This is a genomic window from Pseudomonas sp. PS01303 (assembly GCF_029959385.1).
In the GTDB taxonomy this organism is placed as follows: Bacteria; Pseudomonadota; Gammaproteobacteria; order Pseudomonadales; family Pseudomonadaceae; genus Aquipseudomonas; species Aquipseudomonas rustica.
This window is the reverse complement of the sequence record NZ_JASCPK010000007.1, coordinates 40,072-61,030: the sequence shown is the minus strand read 5'-3', so window position 1 is coordinate 61,030 and position 20,959 is coordinate 40,072. Positions and strand designations below refer to the sequence as shown.

8 protein-coding genes and 2 pseudogenes are annotated in these 20,959 nt (G+C 50.1%); 7 read left to right on the top strand and 3 right to left on the bottom strand.

The window, feature by feature from the left end; genetic code table 11:
* The first annotated feature begins 399 nt into the window (after positions 1 to 399).
* The gene (locus tag QMX93_RS04915) at positions 400 to 1,629 is read left to right on the top strand and encodes a site-specific integrase (RefSeq protein ID WP_282353192.1); all 1,230 of its coding nucleotides are present in this window, start codon (positions 400 to 402) and stop codon (positions 1,627 to 1,629) included.
* Positions 1,630 to 3,139: 1,510 nt separating this feature from the next.
* On the opposite strand, the gene QMX93_RS04910 is transcribed toward QMX93_RS04915, so the two are convergent.
* The 3 genes and pseudogenes from QMX93_RS04910 to QMX93_RS04900 form a co-directional block, all read right to left on the bottom strand.
* Positions 3,140 to 3,469 (bottom strand): hypothetical protein, encoded by a 330-nt coding sequence (locus tag QMX93_RS04910; protein ID WP_282353190.1) that lies wholly within the window; start codon positions 3,467 to 3,469, stop codon positions 3,140 to 3,142.
* A 533-nt stretch (positions 3,470 to 4,002) separates the two neighbouring features.
* Positions 4,003 to 4,155, bottom strand: a pseudogene (locus QMX93_RS04905) (transposase); the annotation flags it as partial.
* A gap of 570 nt (positions 4,156 to 4,725) precedes the next feature.
* Positions 4,726 to 5,137: pseudogene (locus tag QMX93_RS04900) on the bottom strand (WYL domain-containing protein); the annotation flags it as partial.
* Between the two features lie 978 nt (positions 5,138 to 6,115).
* On the opposite strand from QMX93_RS04900, the gene dpdE reads away from it, so the two are divergent.
* From dpdE to dpdJ, 6 genes are read left to right on the top strand one after another with little or no spacing between them, the layout of a single operon-like run.
* Positions 6,116 to 9,196 (top strand): protein DpdE, encoded by a 3,081-nt coding sequence (gene dpdE / locus QMX93_RS04895; RefSeq protein ID WP_282353188.1) that lies wholly within the window; start codon positions 6,116 to 6,118, stop codon positions 9,194 to 9,196.
* Entirely contained in the window at positions 9,196 to 11,670 is a 2,475-nt protein-coding gene (gene dpdF / locus QMX93_RS04890; protein WP_282353186.1) for a protein DpdF, read from the top strand. Before dpdE ends, dpdF begins: the two co-directional genes overlap by 1 nt.
* Positions 11,670 to 12,572, top strand: a complete 903-nt coding sequence (dpdG, locus tag QMX93_RS04885) for a protein DpdG (RefSeq protein WP_282353184.1) — start codon at positions 11,670 to 11,672, stop codon at positions 12,570 to 12,572. The genes dpdF and dpdG overlap by 1 nt, the downstream gene beginning before the upstream one ends.
* Positions 12,569 to 15,646, top strand: a complete 3,078-nt coding sequence (gene dpdH, locus QMX93_RS04880) for a protein DpdH (RefSeq protein ID WP_282353183.1) — start codon at positions 12,569 to 12,571, stop codon at positions 15,644 to 15,646. Before dpdG ends, dpdH begins: the two co-directional genes overlap by 4 nt.
* Entirely contained in the window at positions 15,633 to 16,385 is a 753-nt protein-coding gene (locus QMX93_RS04875) for a hypothetical protein (RefSeq protein WP_282353182.1), read from the top strand. Before dpdH ends, QMX93_RS04875 begins: the two co-directional genes overlap by 14 nt.
* Positions 16,385 to 20,842 carry a protein DpdJ gene (dpdJ, locus tag QMX93_RS04870; RefSeq protein ID WP_282353180.1) on the top strand — a complete coding sequence of 1,486 codons (4,458 nt, stop codon included), beginning with the start codon at positions 16,385 to 16,387 and terminating at the stop codon, positions 20,840 to 20,842. Before QMX93_RS04875 ends, dpdJ begins: the two co-directional genes overlap by 1 nt.
* Positions 20,843 to 20,959: the final 117 nt, after the last annotated feature.

The window sequence follows — 20,959 nt, the reverse complement described above, 5'->3', positions numbered from 1 at the left end:
GAAAGCTGCCTGTTGAAGATAGCCAAACTCACCTGAGTGTCGAGGTCGGATCATCGATGTCGAAGGGATAGAGTTGCGGAAATGACCGAAAAGTTGCGGAAACGATCCACGAAGGGATGACCAGGAAAAGCGAATTGCAGAAACGACAAAGCCCTGAATAATCAGGGCTTTGTCGGTACCAAATATGGCGGAGGCGATGTCCGCTATTTTAGTGTTTTTAGAAGTCCAGCGACGTGTAGTACTTATTATAAAATATCCATAAAAACAGATAGTTATGTTATGTTTTTTCTTTCGACTTCCAACCGTGACCACGGAAAGCCAGGGTCCAAGGTATGGGCTGGAGTATGGGCTGGGATTCATTTAGATTGAGTCATCATCCTTTCAAATAGGAGGTGATTGATGGCATCTCTGACGACGAAAGCGGTAGAGAAAATAGTCAGATCTGGTTTGCCCGGAATGACCAACGATGGTGACGGCCTTTACTTGAAACTGGGCCGTACCGGTAGGGCAAGTTGGATTTTCCGCTACAAGCTTGCTGGCAAGAGCCGAGACATGGGACTGGGCAGGCATCCCGAAGTAAGTCTCTCGGTAGCCCGCGAGAAAGCTGCAGAAGCGAGAAAGCTGAGCAAGTCAGGTGTCGATCCGCTTACCAGTCGAGATGAGGAGATAGAACGGCAACGGCTGGAAAAAGAAGCCGAACATTTAGCTCAGGATGCAGCCAGGGCCAAAGCAACCACTTTCAAAGAGGTTGCTCTCGACTACATTGCTGCCCACAGAGCGGGCTGGAGTAATGCCAAGCATGCTCAGCAGTGGGAGAACACTCTGGCTACTTATGCGTTCAAGGTCATAGGCGATCTTCCGACGCATGCAATAGGCATTGAGCATGTGCTGAAAATCCTCAAGCCGATTTGGACAGTAATACCCGAAACCGCCAGCCGCTTGCGAAACCGTATCGAGTTGGTACTCGATGCAGCAAAGGCCAGAGGGCTGCGTGATGGAGAAAACCCCGCTCGATGGCGCGGACATCTGGACAAACTTCTACCACCTCGCTCAAAAATAGGTGCTGTGAAGCATCACGCAGCGATGTTGTGGACAGAGCTTCCCGCCTTCATGGTGACCCTTGAGAAAGTAGAGCATCTAAGTTTTAAAGCCTTACGCTTTACGATCCTGACTGCCTGCCGAACCAGTGAGGTACTCGAAGCGACATGGGCGGAGATTGACCTGGCTGCAGGGATATGGACCATCCCGGCGTCGCGGATGAAAGCCGAGAAGCAACACCGTGTGCCTCTATCACAGGCGACATTGGATCTGCTCGCAGCGCTTCCTCGCTTTGAGGGCAATAATTACTTGTTCCCAGGCTCCCGTAAAAAACGACCCCTTAGTAATATGGCGATGTTGATGGCATTGCGTCGGATGAAGCGGGAGGATCTCACAACGCATGGATTCCGCTCGACTTTCAGGGATTGGGCGAGTGAGGTCACGCATTATCCTCGAGAGGTCTGCGAGCAGGCGCTTGCACACGCATTAGAGAGCGCGGTAGAGGCAGCCTATCGCCGTGGTGATCTTTTCGAAAAGCGACGGCGGTTGATGGATGATTGGGCGAGATATGCCACGGGCATCATAAGATAAGAAGCAGGTAAGTTTGTCATATCAGATCTATTTCCGCGTCAAATAAGCATGGGGTGCTAGGGGTCGAGTGTTCGAATCACTCCGTCCCGACCATATTTTTCAATGACTTAGCCCGGTTCGGAAACGACCGGGCTTTGTTGTTTCTAGCGTTTGATCATTTTGGTCACCGTTGGGTCACCGTTAGCAAAAAGCTGTGAGTTCACGCCGGATTTGGCCCTTTCTCGCGTTTTGTTTGGCACCAAGGTGGTCGGCATTTCCCTTCCTTGCCCGGCTTTTACACGTGCCAGAAGGCCATCAAGAAGCCCTATTTCCGGGCGATCAGGGCGTTTTTCCTCACCTGCTGCGTAGTGCGAAATCCTGGAAGCACAGTTCCGATTCCCCGCCCTTAATCCGGATCAGAAAAATCTGCTCAAAGCCCCGCCGGCCGTGCCTTTGAAGACAATCGGAAGCGGGTTTTGACCAGATTTCCGATTGTCTGCTTGGGAATCGGAACACGCGGTGGGAAGGCGGGGAGGGCTGTGAGGCTGGCGCTTTGGCTAGAGTCAGTTGCTGACGGCCCCACGGCCCTCTGTAGACCCTTTGATCAAAAGGCCTAGAGCTTGTTTGTGATCAACTCCAACGTGCAAGGTAACGTCCCTCAGCCCCCCAAACTCAACGCCGTTGGGCCCAAACCGCAGTGCCAAACAGACCGCAAATTCACCCGACTTCTGGCTGTTTTGGTGACAAACCATTTTGCAGGTAGTTGGCACCGATTGAGTGCCGCTGAACCCTCGAAAGATCCGTCGGCCGCGGCTTCTAGCGGTCAGCTCGGAATCTCTTGCAAGGTCCTGGTCGGTGCCAAATCCGCTGCTAACTCACAGCTGATTACTTCGGGCTGTATGAGTTGTGCTCCGTACCCGATGATCCTTGCCCGCAGCGTCGAGCTTGCCCGGTTCTCAGTGAAAAAATGGCCTCTCACTGAAGCTGACTTTGCCGAGTAAAAAACCTGCAGCCATTAATCGTTTCCCGGCAGGTCACCCAGGGCGTCGCGGACTTTCTGTGCACGGCATTCCCGTCCACCACTCCTGGTTTTGAGGGCTTGCTGGAGCGCTTTTTGGCTGAGCGCAGCAATATCTTAAAGGGCCGTATCTGAGGCTGCCGCTGCCATTTCGCAAACAGCTGAATGGCGGTGTAGCAGCTTTCCCTTGGTTACCTGTCGCAACAGTGAGATGCTTTTTGCGACAGTCAGAGGGCCTTAGGAGGCGGTGTAGGCGAGACCCCATGCCCGTTGATTGGTTGAGTTGAGATCGTCGCATGGTGAGCGTTGTGGGGGGAGCGATTTTTCTGGTGTTCGGAGAAAGGCCCGAACTGGTGTAGTCAGACAAAGCTTGAAGCGACTGACAAAGTAAGGCTTTCTCGAAGCTCGTTAAATTGAGTAGGCTCGATGTAGTTGCACGCCCATCCATCGTCAGTGCATGCAATGGCTGAGGCTATGGGCGCTTAAAGTAATGCGCCCGGTGCAAACTTTTAATTACTCCTTTTCATCCACGGCTACACTGAACCCGAGGTCTTTTATTATTAGCACGCTTGGAGTTACACATTCAGTGGCGTTAATAAATAGCTTGCCAGTGATGAAATTTTGGGTGTACTCCACCTTCCATGTGAAGAGCTGCTTTGCTTCGGTGTTTTCACCCCGCGACGTAGCGAAGAACAAAGTTTCGAAGTCGACGTCGTCCTCATCATAGGCTTGTTGACTTGTCTGGACAGTATCACCTTGCTTCAAGGTGTCGGAGTCAACCCGAAATTCCTCATTTTTAAGGCTAATCACAGCCTCACCCATACCTTTGATGTAAAACGCCATCGGATTGCACTCCTTGATTAGAGTGGAATTGTAAGGGCGAATCAGTGGGCCAAGCCAGCATTTCGAAAACCGGTGCTCAAGCCGGTTGCCATGCTTCTCTACCGGCCGTTATTCCTGAAGAAGAGGAACTGTGTCCTCATCACCTCAAACCCAATCCTGCTGTGCCTCCCAATAAAGGTCGACGGTGCCGATGTCAGCTTTGGGGTGTTGCTCCCTTTGTAGCTCCGAGGGGGCAACGCAACCGAGGCGCAGGATCGCCAAGAGCCTGGCGCGGATACTCGTTGACTGCTGTGAACAGCACTTCCTCTTCGAGGCGCAGCTTCATTTCCGCATCTGGCTGCGTCCCCTGCGCTTCGTGGTACCACCGCAACGCTTCCAACACGCGAGTCATCAACGGTTCGCCTGCATGCGTTCATTTTGTCGGTCAGTCTCAGAGCTCCCTGTCCACCATCGTTATCCATCGACGCACCGTCATCGATCACTAGTCAGCGCAGCATAGGCAGTCTCGCGTGTTGATCATCCTCCTGTGTTCACTGCACTTGAGGTTTGCTGTAGCACTTTATCCGAGCATAAAGGCTATGAGTCGAGACGCCCAAGCGTGCCGCCCCGTCTGCCACCAGTTGCTTCTCGGTCACCTGATTGACCGGTTGGATTTTGAATTGTTCGGAATAACGCGGGTTGCTCATGGCTCCTCCTAATGGATTTCATTATGAGGCTTGTAGGTGTCTGCGGAACCAGTGGCTATTCAGATTCCGCATTGCAGATGGCCTTCGAGGAAGGTCAAACAGCCCGCCTCAAAGGCGCAAGCGGGCTAATAGATGGACTTGTTTTAATCCACGCCCATTGCCTTAAAACAGCCTCTACTGGTTCGCCACAAAGCTGGTCTGAAACTTGGTGAGCAGTTCGGCTGGGATGCTGGGGATGCCCTCGGCACTGCTAATTGGAAGCGCAACGCGCTTTCCTCCCGCGTCGAAAGCCACTTGCAGACACTCGGCGATACTTTCAACTGGCGTGATGCTGCCGCCCAGGTTCATATCTGCCGAGCACGACCATTTGACATTGTGCAGGCCTGCCCATTAGGCCGGAAGGGGAAGTGTTAGCCGAAGGCAAGGGTGTCGCGGGCGACTGCGAATCTGAAGGAAGCACCTAGGCAAAATGCTGGCCTGACGAACAGGAAGCGGATCAGGCGGCGTAGCAGGGTAAGGTGGCCATGATTACCAAAGCCCAATACTTGCACGGAACACTACGACGTAAATCCGACAGGCCTTAAGCAGCGGTCGCAGTACCTCTGGGCGGATCGAGCGGTCTGGCGCATGCAGTACTTCAGTATGGGCATAGGCCAGAGCCAGCCCGTCGATGTGCGGCGCGCGTTCGTGATTCTGGTTGAGCAGGTGAAAATAGGCGCTGGCACTGGTCATCGATGAGCATTGGCTTGAACGCTTTGCTCGGCACATAGCCCGTCAGTGAATTGCTATATGTAAGGTTTTTAGGCGCATGTTCAATAATGTAGCGGTTGATGTCCTTCGACGCCTGCTGGCGACTGATGCCAAAGCTCTGCATCAGATGCCCTGTGGTCAGGCGGCCCTCCCACCAGGCAATGGTCTCGATCAGGCGATAGAGTAATGCCAGATCCCCGTGGACGTGCTCAATCGGCTGCTCGCGTTTCATGACGCCTCCATCTGTGCGGAAACTTTACCTGTATATGTCTACATGTAGATCTGTAGTCAAAGGCTACATATTCTTCGATTGCGGTTCACGATTGACCGGGCGTGTTAGGGGGCAAATGAGATGGAAGGCATGGGGTCGGTATGGGTGATTTTGGTAGGGGCAGGCTTGGTCATCACAGGCGTTACTGTTTCAAGCATTGCACCTACAAACTATCCCGGATGCTCATGCGCAACGGGCCGACGCCTTAGCTCGCCAGCAAGTAGCCAACAAAAAACTGGCGCAGGAATATCGGGAGGAGTACTCAGCGCTACGAGTGGGACGTGCGCGTGTCTAGCAGTTGCAGCGCAAATTGCTGCTGACCAAGTTTTGCTCACCGATTACCTGACGGGCGTGGGAGTGAGTTTTTGGATGAGTGAGAGGAGGCAATGATGCGATCAATACAACGTTTAGACCAAGGCAAGGAACTGCCCTGCGGGTGTGTAGCTTGATTTTGACTTCGCAGGTCACGCCGGCATGCGTCAGCATTCAGGTCCAGGATAGTGACCTGAACAACGACGGTCAGTGGGACTGTTATAAACGGCATCTGAATGCGATTTGGGTAACGTCCGTCAATGGGACCACGACAACGGCGGCACAGATCGTGAACTCGAAAATTCAGGTAGCTGGGATCCAGGGCGCGGGATACTGGTCGCTATCAAGTCAAGGATGGCTGGTGGGATGAATAGGGTGACTAGCCGTACGAAAAATTACCGTTCACCCGTCTGGTTTACTTTACCCCTGTAGGTGACATGAGTAATGTGACGTTAGCTCATGCAAGACAGGTCACAGTTCTCCACGGATGACCCTCCAAAAGCGTTTCGAAGCATTCGAGACGCCTGATCTGGATCATCTGCGTTCGCTGCTGACTGTCCGTGCCCGAAGTGGTTGTGGTTTTGTTGCACCCGAATATCGCTATATGACGAACATTTAGGGAATGGAATGAGTGGATTGATGGTTGGCGATCTCGTGTGTTCCAGTAACTTTTCCGGTATAGGAAAATTACTGAGCGTGGATCGCAAGAGCAATGAGGGGGTGGTGGGATTTTTTGAGTCGCCCATTAGTTCTGAGTGTCGACTGAAAGCCGTAGATGTTGCTTTGCTTGAGAGTGCGCAGTTGTACGAAGAGTCGATTGTGTATTGTCAGGATCGTGCAAGCGGTATTTGGAGGAGGGGTAGGTACGCTGGTCCTCGCCCTGGTAACAGGCATCTAGTGATATTTCGGGCGGATGGAGATCAGCAAGAGGTCGACATTGATCAACTTAATTGCCTGAATATAGGGCCGGGAGAACTGCTGGACCCGGCGGCGTTTTTGGCTGCACGGTCAAATGACGCACCCTACTTTTGCTCCTTACGGCATGATTTTCTGAGCGCTTATATCGAGCAGCGCGCAGCCTGTCGTTCAATTTCATCAATTCCCAGCAGTAGTGTTGAGTTGGAACCGCATCAGATTGCGGTAGTGCGTCGGGTTTTACGGGATCCAATACCTAAATACCTCTTGGCAGATGAAGTAGGCCTCGGCAAAACAATTGAGGCGGGCATGATCATTCGTGAGCATGTGCTAGAGAAAAAACACGACTCAAGAGTGCTTATCACGGTGCCTGCGGCACTTATCGAGCAATGGCGAGATGAGTTGTCCGGACGCTTTCATCTTAGTGAACTGTTGGCAAGTCAGCTAGAGCCACAACGATTGATTCGAATCTGTTCGCATGAACACGTAAATAGTGTCCTCAAGGGGTGGTTACCTACCTTATTGGTGGTCGATGAGGCTCACCAAATTGCACCTTGGGCATGGGATCAACAGTCTGCTGTGCGTGAGCGCTTTCGAACCTTGGCCGAAGGCTGTCAGGCGGCCTCGGTTGTACTGCTTCTTTCTGGTACTCCCCTAAACGGTAATGAAAAAAATTTTTTGGCAATGCTGCACTGCCTTAGTCCTGAGGCCTATGAACTGTCAGAGGAGGGTGTGTCTCGCTTTACTACCCAGATCGCTGAGCGAGAATTAGTCGGTGGTTGGTACAGCGCTCTAACGCCAAGCAACTCCAACGCAGCTTTGGAGCAGATACTTCAAAATCTGGTGAGCAAATTCCCTGATGATCAGTCTTTACATTCTTTAGTAAATGAGACCCTTCCGCTAGTAGATTTTTTTGCTGAGCAAAGTGGTGATCTGCGAATGCAGGCAGTCCAAACCGTAAGGCGTTATATCGGCGAACACTACCGACTGCACCAGCGTATGTTGCGTAACCGGCGCGAGACGCAGCAATTGGCATGGCTGTTTCCTGGTCTCGCTGGCTTGAAACGCAGGTATTGGCCATTGACGGAGCAAATGCCGTCTTTGGATTTGTTGCTGGAGGAGTATCGCAGTCAAGCAAGTCGCGACCCTGATGATTTCCAAGCGATGAGCGCAGAGGTGTACTTACAATGGGTAGATGATCTATTGGTCAGCCCTTTGCTAGTCGGGCGGCGCGCTAATCAGGCCATTCAACGTCTGTCTGGTTCACTGAAGCAGGCTGAACAGGAGTTGCTTGATGATATATCTCAGCAGGCCATTCACGAACAGATAGCAAAAGATAATTGCTTGGTTGAAAACCTGCGCAATTGGCTTGCTGAACATAAAAACGGTAAGGCAGTGGTGTTCTGTAGTGTTGATGAGGTGGCACAACATATATTCACGTTGCTGGCTTGCGAGTTGGATGTGGCGATTGAACGTTATATCCCCGGGCGAGAGTTACGATTCATCCGCCCCGTGAGTTCTATCAGGGTATTGGTGTGTGACCAGCGTGGTGAGGACGGCCTTAACTTGCATGGTGGTCAGCGAGTTGCTGTGCATTACAGTTTGCCGCGCTCCTTCAGCCGTATTGAGCAACGACTTGGTCGACTTAATCGTTACAGCGCCAACCTGGTGGGGGTGCGACCAGTAGAAAGTTTGGCACTACTTCCTGCGCATGACGGATTAATCCGCCGCTGGATTGATGTTCTAGATCTGTCAGTAGGCTTGTTCAACAACACGGTAGCCAGCCTGCAATATGTGCTGGAGGAGCATCTTGAGAGCACCTGGAAAACAGTAGCCTTGTCGGGTGATGAGGCGCTGCTCTGGAGCGCTGCAGGTTTGGGTGGCGATGATGGTTTGCTTGTGCGCGAGCGACGTCGCGTGAAGGTACAGGAAGAATTGCTGGCGCTAGATGATGAGGTTAGCGAAGCTAAGGACTTCGCCGAACAAATCGCCGACGCCGACGACTCAGCTGAAGAGCAAGCCAAGCGGATGTGCGCATGGATGACTAAGGGGCTGTCCTTCAATTTTGAGGGTGATTTGCAAAGTCCATTTAGACTCCGGTTCGCGGTAGAGGGATCACGTGAAGGTAGCAAGACGTTAGTGGATGTCCAAACCTTTGTTGCTACCTGCCTAACCGGTATCGATCCCGAAAGTGGTAATCCCCCGGCAACCGCACCAATGAGTGTTTCTAGAGCCCAGGTTGCTGGTCAGTCCGGTGTGTATCCATTTCGCTATGGTCAGCCGTTTGTAGACTCAATTTATAATCTGATCACGGTTGATTCGCGCGGAGCAACCAGTGCCTTTATGCGCGTGCTAAAAAAGAGCGACCTCAGAGAACCAAAAATATTCTTCCGTCTCACCTGGTTGGTGACCGCTACTAAGTTAGGTTCTGGGCGTCTGGAACAACTCAGAGGCGATGAGTTGATGTTGCCTTCCGTGCTGAGCCATTGGCTGGCTGAGGATGGCAGCTTGGTGGTTTCTGAGAACACGTTGAAGTCAATGGAATGGCCTTACAATAAGCCTAATCCCGCCTTTCAAGATATCAATCTGCGTAATAACGTTTGGCCTGATTTGGAGTCTTTTCTACCAGCAGTCGAGTGGAAGCAAATGGTTTTGACGATCGCATCAAAGAGTCGAGAGCAGGCTCTAACTGACTCCCCCCAGATTCAGCTTTTGTCGTCTGCTCCACAACTTCATCTGCTATCCATGCATGCGGTAGTTGTGTGCACCGAAAAGATGCTAAGGGAGGCTTGATGCAAGCGCAGTGGAATGCTCTAAAAACTGCATTATCGACACCCAATCTCGTTAGCGAAGTCGGGGCCCTGACTGAGTCTTTTTTTATTCGGTTACTAACGGTTTTTCGTGATCCAAAATCAGGTTCGGCAGACCGCGCATCCGTGTGTCGGGATGCCTTGGGTTGTGCACTGGCGAATAGAATTAGCGATCCTGTATTGCTGCTACCTGAAGGTTCAGTGGATGCCAGGTATCTTTCGCGTACGGGGCTTGCCCGGAATGTCATGACTGGTTACGTGCGCATGGAGGATGTTCTGAATGAAGAGGCGCTTGCTGTCTATGGGCATCACGCTCGTCGTCATCTAAAGCCCGTGCCAATGGATGTGTCTCTGCGACAGAGGCTTAAAAATGAGAGTTTTACTTCATACCAAGGGCTTGGGCAGCAAGCCGCCATACGCACCGTTTTAACGTCCCCTGCGGACAGCACGTTGATCATCAATCTGCCAACCGGTAGTGGAAAGACCCTGGTTATTCATGCGTTAAGCCTATTCGCAGGCAAGAAAAAGTTGGTGTTAGTAATTGTGCCAACGGTGGGGTTGGCGCTGGAACAAGCAAGCCGTGCTGCTGAAGTGCTTGACCGTGCTGGATGTTGCCATGGTGGCAGTTATGCTTTGTATAGCGGCCAGTCTGAAACTGAGACTCAGCAAGTTCTTGAGCGGTTGAAAGAAGGTAGTCAGCGTATTTTGTTTTGTTCACCAGAATCAGCGATCGGAAAGTTACGCCCGGCGCTTTTCCGGCTAGCAGAACAAGGGCAGTTGGAGGCTTTAATTGTTGATGAAGCACATATTATCGATCAATGGGGATCTGAGTTTCGCCCGGAATTTCAATTGTTGGCACCGTTGTTTCGCTCGCTCAAGGAGCATTCGAAGAAAAGCATAAGAACTGTGCTGATGTCAGCAACATTCAGCGAGTCGACACTGCAATTGTTGAAGGATTCGTTTCTTCGTGAAGGAGCGCAGGCCATTGAAGTTCACGGCAGTTTTTTACGCCCAGAACTGAATTTTAATCTGCTTAAAACTGTTGATTCTGAGGCACATCAAGTCGCGGTTTTGGAAGCTATTTTGCGTCTACCTCGACCGTTGATTTTGTACACAACTAAGCAAAAAGAGGCTGAGTCTTGGAGGGATTTGCTACTCGCCCAGGGGTTTGTCAGAGTCGGTTTGTTCCATGGTGGAACCCCTGCGAATCAACGTGACGACCTGATCCGACAGTGGGGTGATGACGAACTGGATATCATGGTTGCGACTTCTGCTTTCGGTGTGGGTATGGACAAATCCGGTGTACGTTCGGTGTTGCATGCATCAGTGCCCGAAAGCTTGGATCGGTTTTATCAGGAGGCAGGTCGGGGGGGGCGTGATGGTAACGCATGCTGGTCTTGGATGATTTATCACCCTGGTCAGTTGCACCTAGCGAAAGGCCTATCGCAGGAAAAATTAATTTCTGCAGGCCTAGGCTTAGAGCGCTGGAAGACGCTATTGCAAACCAAAAAAATTAGCGGCGATTTGTTAACGGTTTCACGTTCAGCTCTACGTCGTGGCGTGCACCGGCATAGCGAGAGCAACGAAAAATGGAATTTGCAAACCTTACAATTGATGCAACGGGCAGGGTTGATTCGTCTATTTTTTGTGCCGCCCGAACCGCCGCGATTCGAAGGCGATTTATTGCCTGAGGATGAGCAACTCCAGACAGAGTATTTTGAGGAGTATTACGATCGGCTCGGCGTACAGATCCTGATTAGCACCCACCTGACAATTGAAGCCTGGCAGCAAGTAGAGCAAAGGCGCGATCAGGAAAAACAAGCAAGAGCCGCGGGTTTTGCTCGTTTAATCGGATGGTTAAAGGATCCGAAGCAACGATTGTGTTTGCTGTTGGGGGATTTCTATCGGCCTAGCGGAGTTGTACCTGAATACAGTTGTGGTGGTTGTCCAGGTTGCCGTGATCTAGGGCGCACGGCTTTCAAACCGACTCTTGGAGCATCTTTCGAATTACGTGGAGTTGAACTACCCCAAGTGCCTTGTTGGATGCCCTCTTCACAGTTGTTGCGTGTTCGCTACAAACCTGAGTTGTACCCCAGAGTTACGGTAAAGGCAATGCTACATGAGTGGCGTTATTGGTTGCAGAGTTTGCTGCGTGCTAGGCAGGTTCAAGCTGTGCGCGCTAGCCAAGCAGTACTAGATGAGATGTTCCAAAACGAGGCACTAAAAGCCTTACCGTTCTGGTGCTCACTAGAACCAAAAGATAGTGCTGGAAGTTGGCTTGAATTGGTGCTGCTAATGCCTGGAGACACTCATTTGCCTGTGCCGGAATTCGACGCGCCTCCCCGAGTGATAGTCGCTTCGGAGGGAGTGCCGGATCCGCTTATGCCAAATCGCAATTGGTGGGAGACCCGTCCGGGCAGTAGGGAATTGGAAAGTTTTGTAAGGGAGTTTCAGTAATGTCGATGGTAAATAATGCGCATGCCGGTAGCAGTTTGAGTTTGCTGAGCCTAATTGATAGGGTGCTCCTGCGGAAAGGTAAGCCTATATCGCGTGCTGAGATTTTTGAGCTTTTAAGACCTGATTATTTACCAAAATCAGACGGTGCTAGATGGCGCTTTGAGGGGAATTTAGACTTTTGGATAAAGGAAGGTTTGTGGCTGCAAGATGAAAGTGGAATGATTTCGGTCTCTGAAGGATCTACGGAGAAAAATCTACCACATAGAGTTTTAGCGTTAATAATCGCTAATGCAAAGGAAACTACTGATCAATCCATTCTGGATGATACGCGGGTAGAGCCTTTCCTTAGGGCGATGACCTGTCTTTTGGCGCAGCAAACTTATACATTTATGGGGGGTAGTCCAGTAGAGCCCGGTAAGAACGGTAACGCGCAAGAAGCTGTCAATAAATGGTTGCCAGGTGATCGAGGCCTTAACTTAACTAACGAGTTAACTACTTTTTTACAGTTTGGAGAGTTTTTAGGGTTTCTTGAACCCTTTGGCGCTGGCTATATCGTCGATCCGACTCGATCGATCGAGCCTTATTTGGAAATTTTGTTTGCTGAAGAAGTAAAGTTATCGCTAAAAGTACTCATTGAAAAGTTGTCCGAGCAAATCCCCCTGTTAGACGGCGGGCGTTTTCGTGTTCTGCTCGAACCACTAATGCAGGAATTGGGCTGGTACCCTCGGGAGATCAATCAGGTCAGTCCGGCACTAAGCCATGCGCTGGTTCGACTAGAAAGTGCCTTTCGCTTGCGCTTTGATAAAGCTTCCGATGACAAAGACAGTATGCAGTTACAATTGCCGAATAATAAAATTAGTTATGTAAGTGAGGTTTTTTATGTTTCGGAGGTGAAATCATGAGTTTGATTAATTACTGGCCCCGGCCTGAATATATCAACGAGTGCATACGTACCGAGGCAGAAGAACTTGCAGAGCATGTCCTGTTGGCAGTTCATGAACCCATGCAACTGCTGCGTGTAGGGGCAGGCGAAGACCGGTTGTGCAATGAAGAAGATTTGCTTGAACACTTTCTCTCTGTAGAACGGCCGATTCCCATAATCGGAAAGTCCGGAGTTGGTAAATCTCACCTTATCCGTTGGTTGGACGCCAAATTAAAACTGCACGCTGATTACGCTAAATGGCACGTAGTGAGGATACCGAAAAACTCCAGCTTACGTCAGGCGCTGGAAATATTATTAGACGGGCTTGAAGGCGATGATTTTGACGAAGCGCGTAAGCGGATTCACTCCGTAGGTGAACAGTTGAAAACTGAGGAGGTTGCGGATTTATTATTGACATTTATGTCGCAACAACTCCAACGTATGTACCAAAGCGCTTCTCTAACAATGGACGAACTTCGTGAGCGTCCAGAACTTCGTGCTAAGTTGACTGGTTTTCAGAAAGAACGTTTGCGAGATATTCAAAAATATACGCTTCCAGGTCAGGGGCTTTCTGAGCTAATCACTGATCCTAACTTTAAGAAAAACTTGCTAAGTCCCAAGCATTGCATATACCAATCTGCGAGTCGGTTGACGCAGGGTGCAAGTGATGATGAGTTGGGCGATAACGATTACGAAATTAAGGCTAAGGATCTTGATTTTAGCTTTAATTTAGATGACTTATCGCTCAGCGCGCGTCAGTGTGTTAGCAAGACTCGACTGACCACTGAGTTAGATGCTAGAGAAGGTGCGGCGCGGGTGTTGAACGAAGTGCTTGGAGAGTCAACCCGTACGGTTTTCCGGCATTTGTTTCAGTTCAATGGCGGCAGTTTTCAAGATCTATTTAAGAGTATTCGCCGCTCGTTAAAAGTGGAAAGTCGTACTCTGGTAGTTTTAGTCGAAGATATGGCGGCTATTTCCGCCATCGAAGATGTACTGATTGACAGTTTGTTGGAAGAGTCTGTGCGCGAAGGCGAGCAGGAGTTATGCACTCTGCGCTCGGCTATTGCTGTGACTGACGGTTATCAAGGCTATTTGCGTCGCCAGGATACGATTAAAACTCGCGCACAATATGAGTGGAATATTCGTGACTATGGCCTGGATCGCGTGCAAACCTTAGAGCGAATTATCGATTTTTGTGGTCGCTATTTAAATGCCGCCAGATATGGCAGTGCGGCGTTGAAAAACTCATGGTTGTCTCGAGGTGGAGGTGTTTGGCCGCAGACTTGGTCTGATCCCAATGGTGGAGAAGAAATTAAGGCATTTGGTTATTCGCCCTCTGGCGCCCCTTTATTTCCTTTTAATCGAAATGCTATTACGGCTCTTGCAGATAACTTTTGTCGTAAGGGCGATGAAGAGCTTAAATTTAATCCGCGACAAATACTGAATGAAGTTTTATTGCGCACACTCCGTGATTATAGAAAAACGTTCGAGGTTCACGAGTTTCCACCAGCAGGTTTTGCAGGAATAAGTGTTTGGTCAGGATTGCAGGGGGTTTTGCAGAGGCTTGAAAATCCGGAGCGGAGCAAAACTGTAGCGGCAATCTGGGGTTATGGTGGTCGTAAAATAGAGGATATTCAAGGTAACCTGGATAGAGGAGTTGCCATTGCCTTTGGTTTAGGCGGCCTAGCAGCGATGCTTAAGGATGGGGTGGTCGTCACACCGGAAGCACGCGTAATTACAGTGGAAACAAAAACTCCAACTTCTGAAGGAGATATTGAGGCAGCAACTGATTCTCGTCAGGATAAATTGCAGAAGTTGGAAGAAGCGGTAACCTTATGGTTTCAACGTAAAATCGAACTCGGGCAAGAAGAGAGTCGAACTTTGCGAGCGGGTCTTCTTTATATGTATGAGCAGTATGTGCACGCAGATTGGTTCGGTCTTGGTGAAAAGCCTTCGCTGAAGAGCGGTGTTTTTGTAAATATAGAGCTTCCTTATGCTGTCGGTAATCGTACCGTAAATAAAGTGTGTTTTTGCTTAGAGAAGGACTTCAAAAATACACAGAGGACCGCTTTTTTACAAGGCATAGCCCTCGCACTACTTCGTTATGAGTATTTTAATCCAAAATTTATTGGTGATGTTGGCTGGGGTTATGTCGGTGGTTTTGAAGACTATCTAATATATCAAAACTTTGCTGCGGATTGGGTACCTGATGCTCTGAGGGCGTTAGCTGCGCAGTCTCGGGAGAGTTTGTCAGATTCGCTCGGTAAGCAGGTTAAGTCTGCGATGATACTTGGTTTGATGGTTGGTGCTAGTAATGACCGACAACGCTTAAATGAATTGCTCCGGTCCGCTGAGAATATACGTGAATTTGAAATAGCCGCAGTTGTTCCAGAGTTAAAACAAGCGCGTGAATTAGTGCTTCAAGGTTGGGATGCTGAGCGTGATGCTTGGTTGAAATTGGTTTCTGTAAATGAACACGGGATGGATGGCGATATTGCCGCTAAAGGACTTAGAGGGGTAAAGGTCAATCCTGATCCGGCAGTGGTGCGTTTGGCCAACATCGTAACTAATGCGTTGCAACCTGCAATAAAAGTGATTACCGTTCTAGACGGTTGTTCTCTGCAGGATGAATTTTTTACTTTGCTGAAAAATATGGCTGATTTAGTACGAGATATTAGTGTGGGTGGACTGCATTATCCAACGCAACCTAACTTTCCAAGTGCAAAAAAAATGGAGAGTTCTTTGCTTGCATTGAAGTCTGAGAGCGAAAATTGGTCGCTGATCAAACGCCTTTCGGCCCTGGACGGTGAAACTGATGTGGTTAAGCGTTTGCAACAGTTTAATCTCATCGATGGTCCCCGCTTAGAGGTGTTGATAAAGGTGCTGATGGATTGGGATGGCTTTTACCAATACGTGAAGCCGCGCTTAGAGTCGGAAAATAAGCGCTGGGGGGGAGATATTTTGAAACAATCTCAAAATAGTGTGACCCGTCTACTTGATGAACTGGCCATAACGGTGGATGACCTGCTGGAGGCTAACAATGAGTCCGCTTGAACAGCAGATCCAAACTCTTCGAAGTGAGCAACTACTAAGTCAGTCTGCGGGGCAAGCTCGCGAGGCTATTAAGGACTGTGAACATATCTATGAACGCTTCCAAGCTATCGTCAAGAGTCTAAAGGCTATGGAGGCCAGTGCAGATGTGCTCAAGGCACTACCGGAAGATGCGCCTGAGTCGATGCAGTTGAGTTCTGAAATACAGCAGCAGTGCAGTAAAGCAATTGTAAGTCTGAAGACCTTTACTGGTATTTGGCAGCAGAAAAAATCCGCAGTCCTCCAAGATGACGCGCTTGATAATGCACACGTGGTGCTTCGGGACCTGGCCACTCAGTTAGAGGCGAAAGTGGAATCATGTTGGAGGTCCTGGACTGCGCAATTGGACAATTCTTGCCGAGTCGAACAGGTAATGCTAGATACCCAGCGTGGTATTCCAGGTGTTGATCAGTTCTATACGGAGTATGTCGCTCTACGTAAACAGTTTATGGCTGAAACCAAACAATTGCCGGAAAATGTCTGGGCAATACAAGGGTTAGAGAAGTTGGCTGCGAGCATGCAGCAAGTGCGTGATCAAATGGTGTTCGACTTGCCAGCAGATGTTAGTCGTTTCTTTAAGCAACTTAATCACCCTGGCAGTCAAGGTAAGGCACCGTTGTCGATGATGACTTTGACGGCTTTTCAATGGCTACAAGAAAATGATCAACTTGGGCAGTACACCGTTAGTCGGAAAATTACTTGATGACCATTGTATTGGCGCATTTGCATGCTTGTTTAGATAAGTTAGAAGAGCAAGAAACAAACTTGCTGGTTTGGGGGGACACTGGTGGTTTTTTTAGTGCAGATGAGGTGATTACAATCTTGGAAGGTGTGCTTCCCGATCATGATCCTTACGATGTACTGATGGAGCTAACCAGGCATGCAATGCTCATAGAGGCGCCGCACCCTGAGGGGCTGACAAATGTGTATCGCACACGGATGGGCGAGTCGGCGTACCTGTACCGTAATTTGCGTCAATGGTTCTTAGGCCAATCGCTTGATCGGTCTCGTACACTCGTATCAGACTTTCGCTTTATTCGGCGCCCACGCAGTTACCCTATGCGTGATCAGTTTATAGGAAAGTTACTGCCTCAGTGGTTACAAATACCGAAACTTATTAATGCTCTACAGTTGAAAGCAGTAATTGAATTATTGCTTGACCCGAACAGTAACCTGCATTTGGCTGGTTTTCAGGCGCGAGCAACTGCGCGAATCTTACAGGCCTACAGCGAGCAGCGCGGCGGTAGTAGCCAAGCCTCAGGCACCATTGTCTGTGCGGGAACGGGCAGCGGTAAAACGCTATCGTTTTATCTGCCAGGACTCGCTTCACTAGCGGCGGATCTATTAAATGATCCCACGCCGCGAGTACGAATTCTTGCAATCTACCCGCGTAACGAACTGCTCAAAGATCAGTTCATGGAAGCTTGGGGGCAGTGCCGAAAACTCGATGGACTGATGCAGTCAGGAGTGGGTCGAAAAATTCGCATTGGTGCTCTGTATGGTGATACACCTTACAATTGGGGTATGGCCGGGAAGGATTATAAAACGGGGAAACAAAAACCAGAGTTTGACCTACTGCGCTGCACTCGCGGCAGTTGTACAGGTCAGATGGAGTGGCATGCTAATCTTAAAGAGGTTAAGTGCAGTCGCTGCGGACACCGTGTTACGGATGATGAGGTGGCGCTGACCCGTAGTTGTCAGACAGACTTACCTCCGGATATTCTGTTTACCACCACCGAGATGCTCAATCGTAGACTTGGTGACTTCAGTTGTAACCACCTATTTGGTGTGGGCCAGCAGGCAGGTCCGATGTTGGTGCTACTCGATGAAGTGCACACATACGGTGGCAGCAGCGGAGCTCAAGTTGCTTACTTGCTTAGGCGCTGGATGAAGCGCGCTCAATGCCGCCCGCACTTTGTAGGGCTGTCTGCAACCCTAACAGATGCTGAACGTTTTTTTGCCGATTTGGTTGGCGCACGCCAAGAGCATGTTGAATTGGTCGAAGCGCTGCCTGATGAAATGATTGATGAGGGTGCGGAGTACCTAATGGTGCTTCGCGGCGATCCAGTTTCCCAGACTGCGTTGCTGTCGACCACCATTCAAGCCTGCATGCTAACTAGGCGTATTCTGGATGTCCGCAAGAGCCGCTCTCAGGGTACCTGGGGTAGTAAAACCTTTGTCTTTACCGACGATTTGGATGCCAATAACCGTCTTTATCATCAATTAGCAGATGCAGAAGGTTGGCGTACTAGTAAATGGGGGCTTAAGCCTCATCACCCCTCACTTGCTAGTCTGCGTGGTCCAAGGGACGGGCAGGATGATGGCGGGCAAGATGCAGTCAATCCGCTCGAGCGTATTCGTCTGGGACAAGACTGGCGAGCGGGTACAGATATAGGCCATTCGCTGGATGAGGATGATCGTGCGGTAATCGGACGCACCTCAAGCCAGGACGCCGGGGTGGATGCTGACGCGGAGATTGTGGTTGCCACGGCGTCTCTTGAGGTGGGCTTCAATGATCCGGCAGTGGGGGCTGTGCTGCAACACAAGGCGCCGCGTGATGTTGCATCCTACTTGCAGCGCAAGGGCCGTGCCGGTCGCTCGCGCACCATGCGTCCGTGGATGCTTGTAGTTCTCTCCGAGTTCGGTCGTGATCGAGTCGCATTTCAACGCTATGAAGAATTGCTTAGCCCCGAAATTAAGCGGCAAGGTCTGCCACTGCACAACAGCCATATTCAAAAAATGCAGGCAACTATGGCGCTGCTTGACTGGCTCAGTGCGCAGTTAGGTAGTGGTGCCGTGTGGACGATTCTACGCAAACCGCAAATTAATAAGAGCAACTGCAAGAAACTACTGATCTTAGTCGAGCAGTTGTTACGACCAGGTAGTCAGCAAGAGCAGTTCATAACCTACTTGAAAGATGCCCTGCAGGTCGATGACGATACGCTGAAGCGCATTCTCTGGGCGCCGCCGCGTTCGGTAATGCTTGAAGTGTTGCCTACGCTGCAGCGCAAACTGGTGACAGACTGGAGTGCTAGCGGCCAACCCTGGGCAGATGTGGCAAAAGGAAGTTCACCGCTCTCGGAGTTTATTCCTGAGGCGCTATTTGCCGAACTTAGTTTGCCGAGTGTGTTTGTTGCTTTGGTGCGGGGGGCGGAGGAGCGTATCGAATGGGCGGATTTACCAATTTTTCAAGCCCTGCGTGAGTTTGCCCCAGGGCGAATTTCTAAGCGATATGCCATTGACAGTAACCTCGATTCAGACTGGTTAATGCCTGCAGATTTTTTACCTGAACCGGATACCATTCAGCAGCGCGGGTTTGATGTCTGTGAGGCTTTTGGCGAGCAGTTACGTGATGAAGGCTTGGTTGCTGGTGATGCGGATAAAACTGTGACGGTACTGCGCCCTAACTCCATTTATACCAGGCGTCTAGAACCAAAGTTAGGCCTATCTGAGAAAAGCAACGCGCGACTGATTTGGCAGTCCGAATTTCGCGCTCCAGCACTAACTGAGGTGCACAAACCCCCAGTTGGCAGTTGGGGCCAGAATTTGGTCGATGTGACTTTCTGCTTGCATCAGCAAATGACACCTCTGGAGGTGCTGCGTTTTAGTACTGCCGCAAATGCCACTTTGCGGTTTAGTAAGGGAGCCACTACCAAAATTCGATTTGACTGGCAGCGTAATGGAGAATCTGTTGCTATTGGTGCCCGGCAATGGGTTGATGGCATGCGATTGCGCTTTGCCATAAATGATCAGGTAATAGCTAGTATGATAGCAAATCCGCAGGTTTTACAAGGATTGCGCCCGATCTACTTCCGGCATCTTGTGGATCAACTGGATATCTTTGGTGGTGACCCATTTAAGGCCAATTGGATCGCTGAGTGTTATCTGGCTGCAGTCGCGGGTGAATTGCTAGATTTGAACCCAAACGATCCGCAACCACTAATCAGTGCGTTGACTAGGTTGCACTCGAATGTCGGTATTGAGCGATTGCGCAGCATTCCACAGAGTTTATTTCAGCCTGATGAGCAATCAGATTCAGTGCAAGAGCAAAAGTTACAGGCAGATCTTCGGGAGTTACTAGATCGAGATGATCTACTTTGCAGCCTAAAAGTGTGCGCAATGGCACTCTGGTCTGATGTGTGTGTACTGTCAGAATTTGGCCAATGGATGCGCAACTTATTGGCCAATACTCTGGCCGCGGCAGCACAGCAATCAATGTGTGTGTTGCTGCCCGATGTTGATGAACGGGTTGTCTTGGCCGATGCGTTGTGGCGTGAGGATTGCTTAGAGGTCTGGTTGAGTGAGGCAGAGGCGGGTGGTAATGGCATCATCACTCGTTTAGAGTTGGCATATTTTCAGGACCCGTTGCGCGTACTTAATGTCTTCGCGCGCAGCCTGCAGCCAAGTGACTATGAGCAAATCGACTTTGATCTCTTTCAGTTGCTCGGCCTGGTAGTGAAAGGGGGGGATCTAGCTGCCTCGTTTGCTGAGGTACGCGGATGCAGTGATTTGCAACAACGGCGTGCTGCCAACGCAGAGTTACACCGTATTCTGCTTCGTGAAGGTTTTGCCCTTAGCCACAGCTTTTTAAGTGTTTTGCACTCAAGGGCCCTCAGGCCAGGCAGCAATATCAACACCGATAAGTACCTTCTAAAATTGCTGGAGCGGTGGCGAAATTTAGAAAGCTTTAGTGGCTTGGAGTGGGGATTGAATATCACCGCTCATGCTTTATCCACCAAAGATCTCGGTGCTCAGGCGTCTGCCGTCGAAGTGTTCCAGGGACTTTGTAATAATCAGGGGTTATTGTGGCCGCGTGGTAACGCCATCCGTCAGTCTGAAATGAGCTACTACAACCCTTTCCAAGTGGGTGTCGCCACGACTGAACGGCTGCTAGGTAACCTTCTCTTTGCTGAGCAAGAGTCGTATGTCCAGTTAACAGAGGATTATTTGGCTGAACTACATCACGTGTTAAGACGAGTAGGACGGGTTGATCTTTTAATTCCGCGTGCGCAGATTGCCTCAATCTCGAAACTAATAGCCGAGATTCAGCTAAATCCGGTTGATCACTCCGGGCTATGGTTGTATCCCCGCATAGGGGCTATGAGGCGGCTACAAGATAGGATGGTACTGAGAATCGAACTGGCTGAGGCCATTCAATAAGAGTTTTGCTATGAATGAACAGCGGCAAATTTTTCTACATGGTCCCCTAGGTCGTCGGCAGTTTCGCGAGGTGCTAGGTGGGCTAATGGCCGGCTTATTGCTTAACCCTGAGCCTAT